This window comes from Streptomyces rectiverticillatus (assembly GCF_013394065.1).
Classification (GTDB): domain Bacteria; phylum Actinomycetota; class Actinomycetes; order Streptomycetales; family Streptomycetaceae; genus Streptomyces; species Streptomyces rectiverticillatus.
In genome coordinates this window covers 5115800-5131461 of record NZ_CP040752.1, presented here as the reverse complement: position 1 = coordinate 5131461, position 15662 = coordinate 5115800, and the positions used below count along the sequence as shown (strand labels likewise).

At 70.9% G+C, this 15662-nt stretch carries 14 protein-coding genes; 4 read left to right on the top strand and 10 right to left on the bottom strand.

The annotated features are described in order from the left end of the window. Positions 1-15: 15 nt before the first annotated feature. The 3 genes from FGW37_RS22605 to FGW37_RS22595 form a co-directional block, all read right to left on the bottom strand. On the bottom strand, positions 16-876 hold the full coding sequence (locus tag FGW37_RS22605; protein WP_179082717.1) for a tyrosinase family protein: 861 nt from the start codon (positions 874-876) through the stop codon (positions 16-18). A 37-nt stretch (positions 877-913) separates the two neighbouring features. Further along, entirely contained in the window at positions 914-1297 is a 384-nt protein-coding gene (melC1, locus tag FGW37_RS22600) for an apotyrosinase chaperone MelC1 (RefSeq protein ID WP_179082716.1), read from the bottom strand. 365 nt (positions 1298-1662) lie between these two features. After that, positions 1663-2688 carry an ATP-dependent 6-phosphofructokinase gene (locus FGW37_RS22595; RefSeq protein ID WP_179082715.1) on the bottom strand — a complete coding sequence of 342 codons (1026 nt, stop codon included), beginning with the start codon at positions 2686-2688 and terminating at the stop codon, positions 1663-1665. 284 nt (positions 2689-2972) lie between these two features. Here FGW37_RS22595 and pta point away from each other — a divergent pair, with 284 nt between their 5' ends. The 3 genes from pta (at position 2973) to pyk (ending at position 7892) form a co-directional block, all read left to right on the top strand. Then, complete coding sequence (pta, locus tag FGW37_RS22590) at positions 2973-5081, top strand: phosphate acetyltransferase (protein WP_179082714.1); 2109 nt, start codon at positions 2973-2975, stop codon at positions 5079-5081. A 99-nt stretch (positions 5082-5180) separates the two neighbouring features. Next, positions 5181-6392: an acetate kinase gene (locus FGW37_RS22585; protein WP_179082713.1), complete on the top strand. Its 1212-nt coding sequence runs from the start codon at positions 5181-5183 to the stop codon at positions 6390-6392. 72 nt (positions 6393-6464) lie between these two features. Next, positions 6465-7892, top strand: a complete 1428-nt coding sequence (pyk, locus tag FGW37_RS22580) for a pyruvate kinase (protein WP_179082712.1) — start codon at positions 6465-6467, stop codon at positions 7890-7892. Positions 7893-7989: 97 nt separating this feature from the next. Here pyk and FGW37_RS22575 read toward each other — a convergent pair whose 3' ends face one another. From FGW37_RS22575 to FGW37_RS22560, 4 genes are all read right to left on the bottom strand, one after another. Beyond that, positions 7990-9270 carry a hypothetical protein gene (locus tag FGW37_RS22575; protein WP_179082711.1) on the bottom strand — a complete coding sequence of 427 codons (1281 nt, stop codon included), beginning with the start codon at positions 9268-9270 and terminating at the stop codon, positions 7990-7992. Then, positions 9260-9745, bottom strand: coding sequence for a DUF6114 domain-containing protein (locus tag FGW37_RS22570; RefSeq protein ID WP_246430507.1), 486 nt, complete (start codon positions 9743-9745; stop codon positions 9260-9262). The genes FGW37_RS22575 and FGW37_RS22570 overlap by 11 nt, the downstream gene beginning before the upstream one ends. A 102-nt stretch (positions 9746-9847) precedes the next feature. Then, entirely contained in the window at positions 9848-10489 is a 642-nt protein-coding gene (locus FGW37_RS22565; RefSeq protein ID WP_179082710.1) for a DUF6230 family protein, read from the bottom strand. A 557-nt stretch (positions 10490-11046) separates the two neighbouring features. Beyond that, positions 11047-12018, bottom strand: a complete 972-nt coding sequence (locus tag FGW37_RS22560) for a tetratricopeptide repeat protein (RefSeq protein WP_179082709.1) — start codon at positions 12016-12018, stop codon at positions 11047-11049. A 182-nt stretch (positions 12019-12200) separates the two neighbouring features. On the opposite strand from FGW37_RS22560, the gene FGW37_RS22555 reads away from it, so the two are divergent. Next, positions 12201-12821, top strand: coding sequence for a TetR/AcrR family transcriptional regulator (locus tag FGW37_RS22555; RefSeq protein WP_179082708.1), 621 nt, complete (start codon positions 12201-12203; stop codon positions 12819-12821). 75 nt (positions 12822-12896) lie between these two features. Here the strand turns inward: FGW37_RS22555 and icmA are convergent, their stop codons facing one another. The 3 genes from icmA to FGW37_RS22540 form a co-directional block, all read right to left on the bottom strand. Then, a complete protein-coding gene (gene icmA, locus FGW37_RS22550) occupies positions 12897-14597 on the bottom strand; it encodes a coenzyme B12-dependent isobutyryl-CoA mutase large subunit (RefSeq protein WP_179082707.1) in 1701 nt (566 codons plus the stop codon). 136 nt (positions 14598-14733) lie between these two features. After that, on the bottom strand, positions 14734-15063 hold the full coding sequence (locus FGW37_RS22545) for a DUF3817 domain-containing protein (protein WP_179082706.1): 330 nt from the start codon (positions 15061-15063) through the stop codon (positions 14734-14736). A 56-nt stretch (positions 15064-15119) separates the two neighbouring features. Next, positions 15120-15641, bottom strand: coding sequence for a MarR family winged helix-turn-helix transcriptional regulator (locus FGW37_RS22540; RefSeq protein WP_179082705.1), 522 nt, complete (start codon positions 15639-15641; stop codon positions 15120-15122). Positions 15642-15662: the final 21 nt, after the last annotated feature.

The window sequence follows — 15662 nt, the reverse complement described above, 5'->3', positions numbered from 1 at the left end:
CTTACGCGCCGCCGCTCACGCCGCGTCGGTGTCGTACGCGTAGAACTTCCTGTGGTCGATCATGTCGGCGGGGGTGACCCGCTGCCCCTTCTCGCTCCACGGCTTCATGGGCTCGTTGAGGGCGACGATGTCCTTGACCGGCTCGACCGGCAGGTAGGCGGGCGCCTTCGGGTGCCGGCGCTGCCAGTCGGACCACAGCTTGTCGATGAAGCAGTGCAGCAGCCAGAACACCGGGTCGTTGGGCGACATGCCGGTGTTCATGTGGCCGCCGACCCAGCGGTGCACGGTGTTGTGCGGGCCGGTGTTGCCGTTCGCCCAGCCCTCGACGAGGTTGCGGAAGCCGGCCTTGGAGGTGGAGTTCCAGGGGGCCTCGTCGTAGTACGGGGCGGCCAGCGCGGCCTCGACCGTGGCGGCCGTGGGCAGCTGCGGCGTGGTCGCGCTGCGGCCCATCTCCCGCATCAGGAAGGGGCGTTCGTCGGCCTTGAAGTAGATCGGCCAGCGGCCGCCGCTGTAGGCGAACGGGCCGTCCATGACCTGGGCGTCGCGCTCGCGCCCGTTGCCGCCGAGGAAGTCGGGGGCGAAGATCGGGTCGGACAGCGAGCGGTTGACCGTGAAGTCCCAGTACGGGAGCGTGACGGCCGGGTTGACGGACTGCAGGTCCCGCTCGAAGTCGAGCAGGAACTGCCGGTGCCAGGGCAGGAACGACGGCGAGACGTGGCCGGTGCGCTCCTGGTCGTCCAGGTCGCTCATCACGAAGCGGTCGTGGATCTCGACGTACTTGTCGTAGCCGCCGCGGCGCTTGAGCTCCAGCAGCGCCTCCACGAAGTCGCGCCGCTCGGCCTTGGTGAGCTTTGCCTGGTTCTTGCGAACTGCCATGAGAATGTGGCCCTTTACGGAAATGGGATCAGGTGGCTCAGACGAGGTTGACGCCGCGCAGCGCCCGCACGGCGGCGCGGGTCACCTCGTACGGCGACGCGAAGACCTCGTAGTGGTTCATGACGCTGATCCAGCCGTTGCCGCGCGGCATGATGTGCAGCGGGCGGCCGTCGACGAAGACGGCGATGCCGAAGTCGTGGTGGCCGCCGGTGCCGGAGGTGAGCCGGCCCTCGATGCGGCGGCCCTCGTAGATCTCGTCGAACGGCCGGTGGCCGGAGCCGTTGCCATTGCCATTGCCGTTGCCATGGTGGTCGTGCCCGCTCTCGGCGGCGAAGGCCTGCGCGGCCGGTCCGGCGAGCACGATTCCGGCGGCAGCGGCGGCGGTACGGCCGAGCATGCGGCGGCGGGTGAGGTCGGACACCCGGGTCCCCCTTCAGAAGAAACGTTCCTTCCGACCAGGGGGTCCAGCTCGTCGAGCTCCCCCGACCCCCCGACCGGCGTAGATGATCATGAACGTAACAGATCTTCGGGAAGAGCCGGACATGTAGCCAGATAGAGCCAATATGAGGCTGTATTAATAAAGGGGGCTTCCGGAAAGAGGTGGGGCGGATCCCGGCCGCCACGGGAGAATCTTGTGCGCATGACGCATATGGCCGGAAGTTTTCCGGCGTAACGGCCAAAGCGTGGCATCCCTCACCAAAAGCCACGAGGCCCTCGCCGACCAGGTCGGCGAGGGCCTCGCGAGAGAAGAAGGGAGAAGAAGGGAGAAGAAGGGGACGAAGGGGTCTAGAAGACCGACTCCGCCTCGTCCATCCGGCTCTCCGGTACGCGCTTGAGCTCGGTGACGGCGTCGGCGATCGGCACCATCTTGATGTCGGTGCCCTTCAGCGCGGTCATCTTGCCGAAGTCGCCTCGGTGGGCGGCCTCGACGGCGTGCCAGCCGAAGCGGGTGGCGAGGACGCGGTCGTACGCGGTGGGGGTGCCGCCGCGCTGGACGTGGCCGAGGATGACCGGGCGGGCCTCCTTGCCCAGGCGCTTCTCCAGCTCGGCGGCGAGCTTGGTGCCGATGCCGGCGAAGCGCTCGTGGCCGAACTGGTCTATGGCGCCCTTGGCGTACTCCATCGAGCCCTCGGCGGGGTGCGCGCCCTCGGCGACACAGATGACGGCGAACTTCTTGCCGCGGGCGAAGCGCTCCTCGACCATCTTCACGAGGTCGTCGACCTCGAAGGCCCGCTCGGGGAGGCAGATGCCGTGGGCGCCGCCGGCCATGCCGGACTCCAGGGCGATCCAGCCGGCGTGGCGGCCCATGACCTCGACGACCATCACCCGCTGGTGGGACTCGGCGGTGGTCTTGAGGCGGTCGATCGCCTCGGTGGCCACGCCGACGGCGGTGTCGAAGCCGAAGGTGCGGTCCGTGGAGGAGATGTCGTTGTCGATGGTCTTGGGGACGCCGACGACGGGCAGGCCCGCGTCCGACAGCATCCGGGCCGCGGTCAGCGTGCCCTCGCCGCCGATCGGGATGAGCACGTCGATGCCGTACTCGCGGGCGAGCTCCTTGGAGCTCTCGCAGGCCTCGCGCAGCCGGGCCCGCTCCAGGCGGGAGGAGCCGAGGATGGTGCCGCCGCGGGCGAGGATGCCGCTGACCGCTTCCAGGTCGAGCTTGCGGTGCCGGCCGTCGAGCAGGCCCTTGAAGCCGTCCTCGAAGCCGATGACCTCGTCACCGTGGCCGGCGACCGCGCGGTGCACCACCGAGCGGATGACAGCGTTCAGGCCGGGGCAGTCGCCGCCTGCGGTGAGAACTCCGATGCGCATCGCGTGCTGTGTCTCCTGCTCTGGGGTCCCCCCTACCGAAGGTAAGGGGATGGTACATGTGAGCCGGGCCGATTGTTTCACGGTCCGATGGGTACCGGCGCACCCCGGGGCCGCGCCGGTCCTGACCTCCGGCCCTGCGGGCCCGGACGCCGTACTGACGCGCGCCTTAGCCAGGGGCGCAGGTATTGTCAAGAGGTCAAGCCCACCATAACGGGTAATTTTTAAGCCGACGCACACGGCGAAGAAACACCGAAGAACACGGCGATGGAGCAAGGAGAGCACGCGTGACGCGCAGCGTGTACGTGACCGGGACCGACCGGGGCGACGGGCGCCAGGTCATCGAGCTGGGAGTCATGGAGCTCCTCACCCGTCAGGTGGACCGGGTGGGCGTCTTCCGCCCGCTCGTCCACGGCGACGGGCCGGACCGCCTCTTCGACCTGCTGCGGTCCCGCTACCGGCTGGGGCAGTCGGCCGAGTCGGGCCACGGCATGAGCTACGCGGAGGCCTCCGCGCTGCAGGCCGAGCGCGGCACGGACGAGCTGGTCTCGCGGCTGGTCGAGCGCTTCCACGCGGTCGCCCGCGACTACGAGTACGTGCTGGTGCTCGGCACCGACTACGTCGGCTCCACGCTCCCCGACGAGCTCGCCCTCAACGCCCGCCTCGCCAACGAGTTCGGCGCCTCGGTGATCACGGTCGTCGGCGGCCAGGACCAGACGGCCGAGTCCGTGCGGTCCGAGGCGCGCAACGCCTACCGCGCCTACGAGGCCCTGGGCTGCGACGTCGTCGCCCTGGTCGTCAACCGGGTCGCCCCGGCCGACCGCGAGGCCGTCGCCGAGCGCCTGTCGGCGAGCCTGCCCGTCCCCTGCTACGCCCTCCCCGAGGAGGCCGGGCTCTCCGCGCCGACCGTGGCGCAGATCGTCCGCAAGCTGAACGCCGAGGTGCTGCTCGGCGACGACGCGGGTCTGGCCCGCGACGCCAAGGACTTCGTCTTCGGCGGCGCCATGCTGCCGGTCTTCCTACCCGCCCTGACCGAGGGCTGCCTGGTCGTGACCCCCGGCGACCGGGTGGACCTGATCGTCGGCGCCCTCGCCGCGCACAGCGCCGGCGCCCCGCCGATAGCCGGCGTGCTGCTGACCCTGGACGAGAAGCCGGGCCCGGACATCCTGGCGCTCGCGGACCGGCTGGCCCCGGGCACCCCGGTCGTCTCGGTGCCGGGCGGCTCCTTCCCGACCGCGGCCGAGCTGTTCGCGATCGAGGGCAAGCTGGACGCGTTCTCGCCGCGCAAGGCCGAGACGGCCCTCGGCCTGTTCGAGCGGCACGTGGACACCGCGGAGCTGACGAACCGCATCGCCGTGGCCCGCTCCAGCCGCGTCACCCCGATGATGTTCGAGCACGAGCTGATCGAGCGCTCCCGCTCGGCGCGCCGCCGCATCGTCCTGCCCGAGGGTACGGAGGAGCGCGTGCTGCGCGCCGCGGACGTGGTGCTGCGCCGCGACATCTGCGACCTCACGCTCCTGGGCGAGGAGGGCGCGATCCGCAAGCGCGCGGGCGAGCTGGGCATCGACCTGGCCGCGGCGCAGATCATCGACCCGCAGACCTCCCCGCTGCGCGAGCGCTTCGCCGAGATCTACGCCAAGGCCCGCGCCCACAAGGGCATGACCGTCGAGCTCGCGCACGACGTGGTCACCGACGTCTCCTACTTCGGCACCCTGATGGTCCAGGAGGGCCTCGCCGACGGCATGGTCTCCGGCGCGGTGCACTCCACCGCCGCCACCATCCGCCCGGCCTTCGAGATCATCAAGACCGCGCCGGGCGCACAGATCGTCTCCTCGGTCTTCTTCATGTGCCTGGCCGACCGGGTGCTGGTCTACGGCGACTGCGCGGTCAACCCCGACCCGAACGCCGAGCAGCTCGCGGACATCGCCATCCAGTCCGCGGCGACCGCCGCCCAGTTCGGCGTCGAGCCGCGGATCGCGATGCTGTCGTACTCCACCGGCACCTCCGGCTCCGGCGCGGACGTCGACAAGGTGCGCAAGGCCACCGAGATCGTCCGCGAGCGCCGCCCGGACCTCAAGGTCGAGGGCCCGATCCAGTACGACGCCGCCGTGGACGCCGCGGTCGCCAAGACCAAGCTCCCCGGCTCGGAGGTCGCGGGCAAGGCCACCGTGCTGATCTTCCCCGACCTCAACACCGGCAACAACACCTACAAGGCCGTCCAGCGCTCGGCCGGCGCCGTGGCCGTCGGCCCGGTCCTGCAGGGCCTGCGCAAGCCCGTCAACGACCTCTCCCGCGGCGCGCTGGTGCAGGACATCGTGACCACGGTCGCGATCTCCGCGATCCAGGCGCAGGGCGAGACCGGGAACGGAACCGCGCCGCACGCGCCCGCCGTCTGACGCCCGTACGGCCGTACGGGACCGCCGCCCGGTCCCGTACGGCATCCCCCACCGACGTCCGAGACCCAGCCCCCGACCCCCACAACCCGGAAAGCGTTCATGACTGCCAACCCCACCCGAGTCCTCGTCCTCAACTCCGGCTCCTCCTCGGTCAAGTACCAGCTGCTCGACATGGCCGACGGCGCCCGGCTGGCCGTGGGCCTGGTCGAGCGCATCGGCGAGGAGACCTCCCGCCTCGCGCACACCCCGCTCGCCACGGGCGGCGCCAAGCGCGAGCAGGAGGCGCCGATCGCCGACCACGCGGCCGCGCTGCAGGCGGTCGCCGCGGAGCTGGCCGCGGACGGGCTGGGCCTGGACTCGCCGGAGCTCGCCGCGATCGGCCACCGGGTGGTGCACGGCGGCCAGAAGTTCACCGCCCCCACCGTGATCACCGACGAGGTGCTGGCGGAGATCGAGCGGCTCGTGCCGGTCGCCCCGCTGCACAACCCGGCCAACGTCACGGGCATCCGCACGGCGCAGGCGCTGCGCCCCGACCTGCCGCAGGTCGCCGTCTTCGACACCGCCTTCCACACCACGATGCCGGAGGCCGCCGCCCGCTACGCCATCGACGTGGCCACGGCCGACGCCCACATGGTGCGCCGCTACGGCTTCCACGGCACCTCGCACGCCTACGTCTCGCGCGAGACCGCGAAGCTGCTGGGCAAGGACCCCTCCGAGGTCAACGTCATCGTCCTGCACCTGGGCAACGGCGCCTCGGCCTCGGCGGTCGAGGGCGGCAAGTGCGTCGACACCTCCATGGGCCTGACCCCGCTGGAGGGCCTGGTCATGGGCACCCGGTCGGGCGACCTGGACCCGGCGGTCATCCTGCACCTGTCCCGTAACGCCGGGATGTCCACCGACGAGATCGACACGCTGCTCAACAAGAAGAGCGGCCTGATCGGCCTGTGCGGCGACAACGACATGCGCGAGATCCGCCGCCGCATCGACGAGGGCGACGAGCGGGCGGCGCTCGCCTTCGACATCTACGTGCACCGGCTCAAGAAGTACATCGGCGCCTACTACGCGGTCCTGGGCAAGGTCGACGCCGTGGCCTTCACCGCCGGCGTCGGCGAGAACGCGGCGCCCGTGCGCGAGGCCGCCGTGGCGGGCCTGGAGCAGCTGGGCCTGGCCGTGGACGCCGACCGCAACGCCGTCCGGTCCGGCGAGCCGCGCCTGATCTCCCCCGACGGTGCCCGCGTCGCCGTCGCGGTCGTGCCCACCGACGAGGAGCTGGAGATCGCCACCCAGACGTACGACCTGGTCAGCGCTTGATCGACGGCCACCCCTCGGTCGTTCCCACAGCTCGAATATTCCGCTCCGAAACAAACCGATAGGATCTGCCCCATGCGCCGTTCCAAAATCGTCTGCACCCTGGGCCCCGCCGTCGACTCCTTCGACCAGCTGAAGACGCTGATCGAGGCCGGCATGAACGTGGCCCGCTTCAACATGAGCCACGGGACCCACGCGGAGCACGAGGAGCGGTACCACCGCCTCCGCAAGGCCGCGCAGGAGACCGGCCGCGCGGTCGGCGTCCTCGCCGACCTCCAGGGCCCGAAGATCCGTCTGGAGACCTTCGCGGACGGCCCGGTGGAGCTGGTGCGCGGCGACGAGTTCACCATCACGACCGAGGACGTCCCGGGCGACCGCACCATCTGCGGCACGACCTACAAGGGCCTGCCGGGCGATGTCTCCAAGGGCGACCAGGTCCTCATCAACGACGGCAACGTCGAGCTGCGGGTCACCGAGGTCGAGGGCCCGCGCGTGCGGACCATCGTGATCGAGGGCGGCGTCATCTCCGACCACAAGGGCATCAACCTGCCCGGTGCGGCGGTGAACGTCCCGGCGCTGTCCGAGAAGGACGTCGAGGACCTGAAGTTCGCCCTCGCCATGGGCTGCGACATGGTCGCGCTGTCCTTCGTCCGCGACGCCAAGGACGTCCTCGACGTCCACCACGTCATGGACGAGGTCGGCCGCCGGGTCCCGGTCATCGCCAAGGTCGAGAAGCCGCAGGCCGTCGCCAACATGCAGGACGTCGTCATGGCGTTCGACGGCGTGATGGTGGCCCGTGGCGACCTCGCGGTGGAGTACCCGCTGGAGAAGGTCCCGATGGTGCAGAAGCGCCTCATCGAGATGTGCCGCCGCAACGCCAAGCCGGTGATCGTCGCGACCCAGATGATGGAGTCGATGATCACCAACTCGCGGCCGACCCGCGCCGAGGCCTCCGACGTCGCCAACGCCATCCTCGACGGCGCCGACGCGGTCATGCTCTCCGCCGAGTCCAGCGTGGGCGCGTACCCGATCGAGACCGTCAAGACGATGTCGCGCATCGTCGAGGCGGCCGAGGAGGAGCTCCTCTCCAAGGGCCTGCAGCCGCTGGTCCCGGGCAAGAAGCCGCGCACCCAGGGCGGCTCGGTCGCCCGCGCCGCCTGCGAGATCGCCGACTTCCTCGGCGCCAAGTCGCTGGTCGCCTTCACCAAGTCCGGTGACACCGCCCGCCGGCTGTCCCGCTACCGCGCGGCCCAGCCGATCCTGGCCTTCACCACGGACGCCTCCACCTGCAACCAGCTCACGCTGAGCTGGGGCGTCGAGACCTTCGTCGTCCCGCACGTGGAGAACACCGACGCCATGGTCGACCTCGTCGACGCCGAGCTGCTCAAGCTCAAGCGCTACAACGACGGCGACACCATGATCATCACGGCGGGCTCCCCGCCCGGTGTCCCCGGCACGACGAACATGGTGCGGGTGCACCACCTCGGCGGCGAGAGCCGCTAGGTTCGCCCCCCCGCTCACGGCCGTGGCCGCCGTCCCCTCGCGAGGGGACGGCGGCCACGGCCGTTTCGGCTGCGCAGTGCTTTACGGATATATCGCCTTACGGATACGTTCCGTCGGTCATGTACTGGTGCAGGTTCGGGATGTGCAGCGTGCCGCCGAACTGCCCGGCCTGACGGATCTTGACGTTGGTGTAGAAGACCGGGATCGGCAGCTTCAGCCCGGGGATCAGCGGCGGCGGAATGCTCGGCGAGTGCGTCGCCGGGATGATCCCGAGGAGGCTGCCCTTCAGCTCCTCGGTGTACATGGTCACCTTGCCGCCGGTGATGGTGGACTCCGTGCCCATGCCGGCCACGTGGTACTGCTTGCCCCGGCTGTTGACGATCTGGTGCAGGTCCTTGATCGCCAGCGAGTCGGCGGTGAACTTGAGGACGTCCTTCTTCTCCCCGTTCACCATGGTGATCTTCTTGATGCCCTCGTACGTCAGCCCGGTGAGGGTGAGCTTGCTCGCCTCCAGGTACCAGGGCTGGTTGGGGAAGGCGTGGTGCTCGTTCTCGTCGACGACCGTGCCCTTGGGGCAGGGCGGCAGCTCGCCGTCGCCCGCCTCCGGGGCGGCCGAGGGGGAAGTCGAGCCGGACGGGGCCGGGCCGGGGGACGTGGACGGACCGGCGGAGGGGCCGCCCTTCTCCTCGCCCTTGCCCTTGTCCTGCTCCCCGGGCTTCTGCGCGGGGTCCTTCCGGGGCTTGCCGGACTGCGCCGAGGGCTGGGGCGCGGGGGCCGAGGACGCCGGGCCGGGGGACGCCGGCGGCGGAGCCGGCTTCTCGCCCGTCTTCGTACCACCGGTCAGGATGTCGTGGAGCTTGTCGCCGAGGCCCAGCGGGTCGAGGGGGTTGGTGTGCTTGGCGGCGGAGGGCGAGGAGGAGGGGGAAGGGGACGGGGGCGGTTTCGGGGCCGCCGGGGACGGCGAGCCGGAGGGCGCGCCGGGCCGGGCGGACGTGCCCTTCCCGGGAGCCGCCGGCTTCTCCCGGTTCTCCGCCTTCTCCGGCTTCTTCCGGTCCTCGGCAGGCGCGGACGACGCCCCCGCACCGGGCGCGGCACTCGGGCCGGCGCTCGGCTTGCCGCTGGGTTTGCCGCTGGGGGCGCCCGACGCGTCGGTGTCCGGGGTCTCCCCCTCGGCCGCCGTGTCCGGAGCCGTGGCGCACGCTCCGTCGAACAGCTTCTTGGGCGCGGGCTTGGCGGACGCCAGCGTCGGGGTCAGCCCCATGCCCATGAGGACGGCACTGGGCATGGCCGCGAGGGCGACGGCTTTGCCCGCCGGCATGTGCAGCCGGGCGAGCAGCGGCTTTCTGGGCGCGGCGTGGCGCGGCCCCTCACTCGGCACCGTGACCTCCGTCCCGCTCCTTGCTGAGCGATATGGCGGCCGGCGGCTCCGCGGCGGCGGTGGCGGCGGCCGTAGCGGTCCTGCCGGGCGCCCAGGAGACGCCGAGGGCGCCGCCGACGAGGGCGAGCAGGAAACCGATGAGGAACGCGCCGAAGTTGGAGACGACCAGGGAGACCAGCGCGAGCAGGATGGCCGCGACGCCGGCGAAGATCCGGGACTGCTGCTGGAACCAGAGCGTCAGGCCGAGCACGACCAGCAGGACCCCTATGATCAGCGACCCGGCGCCCGCCGTGGTGGCCATGCGGATGTGCAGGTCGCCCAACGTCATGGTCTGGTAAGGGATGTACATGATCGGGATCCCGGACAGCAGGGTCCACAACCCGCCCCAGAACGGGCGTTGCCACCGCCACTCCCGGAACGAACGGCGGGCGCGGCCGAATGAACCGACCTGCTGGGGTCGCGTGTCGACGCTCATGTCGTACAGCTCCTAGGGACGGGCATCTTCTTCAAATACGAAGCGGACGCGGTACGGGTGCGGGAGCGCGCTTTCCCGTCCCGCACCCGTCCGTTCAGCGTGTCAACCCTTGGGCACCTTGCACTCGGACTTGCCCCAGCTGATGCCCATGTGCAGACCGGGGAGCGTGAACGTGCCCGCCGAGGTCGCCCAGGCCTTCTGGTCGACGCTGTCGAACCAGACCTCGTCCGCCTGCTGGGCGAACGAGCCGGGCACGTGCGCGCCTTCGCCGTTCTTGCCCGCTCCCGCGGGGCCCGGCCCCTTGGTGGTGTTGTCCACGGACACGCCGATGTCGACGTTCTTGAACGTGGCGTTGGCCTTCATGTCCTCGGCGTCGATGTAGAGCTTCGACGCCGTGACGGCCTTGTCGCCCCCGGCCTCCAGCTTCATCGACACCTCTTTGCCGATGCCGGGGATGGGGATGGTGACCGCCTGGCAGAGGTTGTTGATCGTCGCCTCGTTGATGCCGACCACCGCCACGGGCTTGTTGCCCGCCTTCGTCTGGTCCATGGCGCCGTACTGGACGAACCCGGTGCCGTGAATCTTCCCGGCGGTCACCTGGAACTGCTGGCCCGAAACGCTGAACGACGCCGCCAGCGCGCCCTGGGCGATGGCGACTCCGATCGCGGCCGTCGCCGCGACGCTGGGCACCATGACGACGGCGAACCGCCGCCATCTGGTCCCACCACGAGTCTGGGACTCCATGACTTGCCTCCTTCTCGGACGTACATCTCCGGCGCGGGCCTCGCGTCGCGAGCCGCGCCCGGGGATGGGAGACGTGCTACGTCCTCGGAAAGGAGAGCGCCGCCGTCCGGCGACGCGAAACGCCTCCGGCAACACCGGCGATCACCCCCGAGCGACAACCACTTGGCCACGCCTTCGCGCAACCGCGGGGACAGGCCCTGCCGGAGTGCGGCGGGGACCCCCCTGTCCCTGAACCGGCCCGCGCGGGACCGGTCCGCCCGGTGGGGACCCGCTCCCCCGACGCCGGCCGGCTGCCGGGTTGGAGGAATGGACCGAGCTTGGCCGATCGTGGTGCATTCGCGGCTGCCGCACAAGAGGTTCATTACTAGCGAGTAACGAGCCGATAACCGCGGGGCGTCCGGTGTGCATCGACGGGCGCGGGGACGTCGCCGCACCGTGCCCGGAGAGAAGTGGAGATAACAGAAAAACCCGGGCGAATGCCCGGGCTTTCCTTACTCGCAGTAACGGCAGCCCCGTTTACCAAGTTTTGGTAAAGCGATGCCGCTGTTTCGTTTGTGTCAGAACAGCGCGCGAGAGAGCGCGGTCCGCGCGGCACTCACCCGCGGGTCGTCCGCCCCGATCACCTCGAAGAGCTCCAGCAGCCGCACGCGTGCCGCATTGCGGTCCTCGCCCGCGGTGCGCTTGACCGCATCGATCAGACGGCCGAAAGCGTCCTCGACATGGCCGCCGACCAGATCGAGATCGGCCGCGGCGATCTGCGCCTGCACATCGCCGGGCTTGTCCGCGGCGGCCTTGCGGACCGCCTGCGGGTCGGCGCCCTGGACGCGCTGGAGCAGCTCGGCCTGCGCGAGGCCCAGCTTCGCCTCGGGGTTGGCCGGGTCCTCGGCCAGCACGTTCTCGTAAGCCCGGACGGCGCCGCCCAGGTCGCCCGCGTCCAGCGCCTGGTGGGCGAGGCTCAGCACGCCGTCGTACGGACCGGCCGGCGCCTGGGGCTCCGCGGCCCCGGCCTCCTCCGCCTCGTCCGCGGCGACCGGCGCGCCCACGATGCCGAAGCGCTGCTCGGACACCTGCACGAGCTGGTCGAGCACCTGGCGGATCTGTGCCTCGGGCGCGGCGCCCTGGAAGAGCGGCAGGGCCTGGCCGGCCACCACCGCGAAGACCGCGGGGATCGACTGCACGCCGAACTGCTGGAACAGCAGCTGATTGGCCTCGACGTCGACCTTGGCGAGGACGAAACGGCCCGCGTACTCGGCCGCCAGCCGCTCCAGCAGCGGGCCGAGCTGCTTGCACGGCTCGCACCAGTCGGCCCAGAAGTCGATGACGACGGGCACCTCGGCGGAGCGCTGCAGGACCTGGGCCTCGAAGCCGGCCTCGTCGACGTCGAAGACGAGACGGCCCGCGGCGGCGGGCGGCGTGCCCGTGCGGGCGGCCTCGGCGCGCGCCTGCTCCGCCTTCTGCCTGGCTTCCCCGGCCGCCTTCACCGCGGCGAGGTCGACCACTCCACTCATGGACATGTTCCGTGGCTGCATGGGCCCTATCCTCCCCCCTCCACCCGGTGAACCGGAAAAATAGCGGTGGCGTGTGACACCGGGTCCCCACCCGGCGTCCGTGGTTGTCGCTCTTACGCTACGAGCCGTAGCGTAACTGCACCCCCCGCCCCCTCCGCAAGCCCCCCTGCCCCGGGACCTACTCGGCGGTAGGGTCCCGTGCCATGAGCCCCGTCCCCTCCCCCGCGCGCCGCACCGGGCGCCCGCGCAGCCCCGAGGCCGACCGCGCGATCCTCGAGGCGACGCGCGCCGCGCTGGTCGAGCTGGGCTGGGGGAAGCTGACGATGGGCGACGTGGCCGCCCGCGCGAGGGTGGCGAAGACCACGCTCTACCGGCGCTGGGCGAGCAAGAACGAGCTCGTCGTGGACGCGGTCGCGGCACTCTTCGACGAGCAGCTGGAGCTGCCGGACCTCGGCAGCCTGCAGGCCGACATCGAGGGCGTGGTGCTGCGGTTCGCGGCGCTGCTGGAGCGGCCGGAGACGAAGACGGCCCTCATGGCCGTGGTCGCCGAGTCCACACGCGACGACGCGCTGCGGACCCGGATCCGCAGCGCGATCGTGGACCGCCAGAAGCGGCTGGTGCTGCTGGGCCGCGAGCGGGCCCAGATGCGGGGCGAACTGCCCCGCGAGGAGGACGCGGCCACGGCGGGCCGCAACGCGGACCTGATCTTCGACGTGATCGCGGGCGCCGTGGTGCACCGCACCCTCGTAAGCGCGGAACCGGTGGGCCCGGAGTGGGCCCGGGAGTTCGCGGTACTGCTGGTGGCAGGCCTGAAGACTCTTTAGCCCGCCCGGCGATCGAGGACCGGGATCCGGGGGCACCGGACGGGGGTGCGGGGTCCGGGGCGGAGCCCCGGGAACTCAGAACCCGGCCGGTTCGACGTACACCCCCCACTCGTCCCGCAACACACCGCAGATCTCGCCGAGGGTCGCCTCGGCCCGCACCGCCTCCAGCATCGGCTCGATCATGTTCGAGCCGCCCCGCGCCGCGGCCAGCATCGCCTCCAGCGACGCCCGTACCCGCGCCTCGTCCCGCCCGGCCTTGCGCCCGGCGAGGACGCGCACCTGCTCGCGCTCGACCTCGTGGCTGACGCGCAGGATCTCCAGGTCGCCCGTCACCGAGCCGTGGTGGCAGTTGACGCCGACGACGCGCTTGTCGCCCTTCTCCAGGGACTGCTGGTAGCGGAAGGCGCTCTCGGCGATCTCGCCGGTGAACCAGCCGTCCTCGATGCCGCGCAGGATGCCGGAGGTGACGGGCCCGATCGGGTGCGCGCCGTTCGGCACGGCCCGGGTGCCGCGCTCCTTGATCTGCTCGAAGATCTTCTCGGCGTCGGCCTCGATCCGGTCGGTGAGCTGCTCGACGTACCAGGAGCCGCCGAGCGGGTCGGCGACGTTGGCGACGCCGGTCTCCTCCATGAGCACCTGCTGGGTGCGCAGGGCGATCTCGGCGGCCTGCTCGCTGGGCAGGGCGAGGGTCTCGTCGAGGGCGTTGGTGTGCAGGGAGTTGGTGCCGCCCAGGACGGCGGCGAGGGCCTCCACGGCCGTGCGCACGACGTTGTTGTACGGCTGCTGCGCGGTGAGGGAGACGCCCGCGGTCTGGGTGTGGAAGCGCAGCCACTGCGCCTTCTCGGACTTCGCGCCGTAGACCTCCTTCATCCAGCGGGCCCAGATGCGGCGGGCGGCGCGGAACTTGGCGATCTCCTCGAAGAAGTCGACGTGGGCGTCGAAGAAGAAGGACAGGCCCGGCGCGAAGGTGTCGACGTCGAGCCCGCGGCTCAGGCCGAGCTCCACGTATCCGAAGCCGTCGGCGAGGGTGTAGGCGAGCTCCTGCGCGGCCGTGGCCCCGGCCTCGCGGATGTGGTAGCCGGAGACGGACAGGGGCTTGTAGGCGGGGATGGTGCGGGCGCAGTGCTCCATCAGGTCGCCGATCAGGCGCAGGTGGGGCTCGGGCGGGAAGAGCCACTCCTTCTGCGCGATGTACTCCTTGAAGATGTCGGTCTGGAGCGTGCCGTTGAGCACGGCGGGGTCGACGCCCTGCCGCTCGGCGGCGACGAGGTACATGCAGAAGACGGGCACGGCGGGCCCGCTGATGGTCATGGACGTCGTCACGTCGCCGAGGGGGATGTCCTTGAAGAGGACCTCCATGTCGGCGGCGGAGTCGATGGCGACGCCGCAGTGGCCTACCTCGCCGAGCGAGCGGGGGTCGTCGGAGTCGCGGCCCATGAGGGTGGGCATGTCGAAGGCGACCGAGAGCCCGCCGCCGCCGTTGGCGAGGATCATCTTGTAGCGCTCGTTGGTCTGCTCGGCGTTGCCGAAGCCGGCGAACTGGCGGATGGTCCAGGTGCGGCCGCGGTAGCCGGTGGCGTACAGGCCGCGGGTGAAGGGGTACTCCCCCGGCCAGCCGATGCGCTCGAAGCCCTCGTACGCATCGCCGGGGCGGGGGCCGTAGACGGGTTCGACCGCATCTCCGGAGAGGGTGGTGAAGTCGGCGTCGCGCTTGCGGGACGCGTCGTAACGCTCCTGCCAGCGGCCGCGGCCGGCCTCGATGGCTGCTGCATCCATGAGCTGTCGTCCACCTCTCCGCGTCCTGCCCGCTCCGGTCCTTCGCCGGCCCGGCGGAATTTACTAGGACGTCCTAGTAAATCGTCGCGCAAGAGCGCCCCGAACACAAGAGGTGTCCGGGGCGGGGTGTCGGGGGTCAGGCGGTGGCCCGGACCGGGGCGTCGGCGATCAGCGGCTCGACCTCGCGGACGACCTTGCGCTCGACGAAGAACGCGGCCGTCGGGATGGTGCCGGAGACCAGCACCCACAGCAGCTTGCCGAACTTCCAGCGCGCCTTGGAGCCGAGGTCGAAGGCGAAGACCAGGTAGACGATGAAGAGCACGCCGTGGATCTGGGAGATCACCAGCGTCGCGTTCGCGCCTGTGTCGAAGCCGTACTTGAGGACCATGCTGGCGCAGAGGACCAGCAGCATCACGGCAGTGGCGTAGGCCATCACGCGGTATCGGGTCAGGACGCTCTTCTTCATGGCATCGAGCGTAACCGCCCGTTCCGGGGCGATCTTCGCCGCCCCGCCCGGCCGCGCTACTCCTCTTCGCCGGGCTCCGCGAAATCCCCCGCCGCCACCCGCAGGGGCCGCAGCATCGTGAAGATGTCGCCGCACTCCTCCGCCCCGTAGGCGCCGAGGCCGAAGTCCATCGCCATCAGGTCGCGCGTGGCGGCGTCCACCGCCTCGCGCCCCTTGCCGGTGATCGACGCGAGCGTGCCGCGCCCGTCCTTGGGGTTGGGGCGCTTGGCGACCAGGCCGGAGGCGACCAGCCGGTCGACGGTGTTGGTGACCGACGTGGGGTGCACCATCAGCCGCTCGCCGATCTTCGACATCGGCAGCTCACCCGCCTTGCTGAACGTGAGCAGCACCAGCGCCTCGTAGCGCGCGAACGTCAGCCCGTACGGTTTGACGACCGCGTCGACCTGGCCCAGCAGGATCTGATGGGCACGCATGATCGAAGTGATCGCGGCCATCGACGGCACGGAACCCCACCGCTGCTTCCAGAGCTCATCGGCTCGGGCGATGGGGTCGAAGGGGAGGCTGAGCGGCTTGGGCACGGTCACGAGCCTACAGTTCGG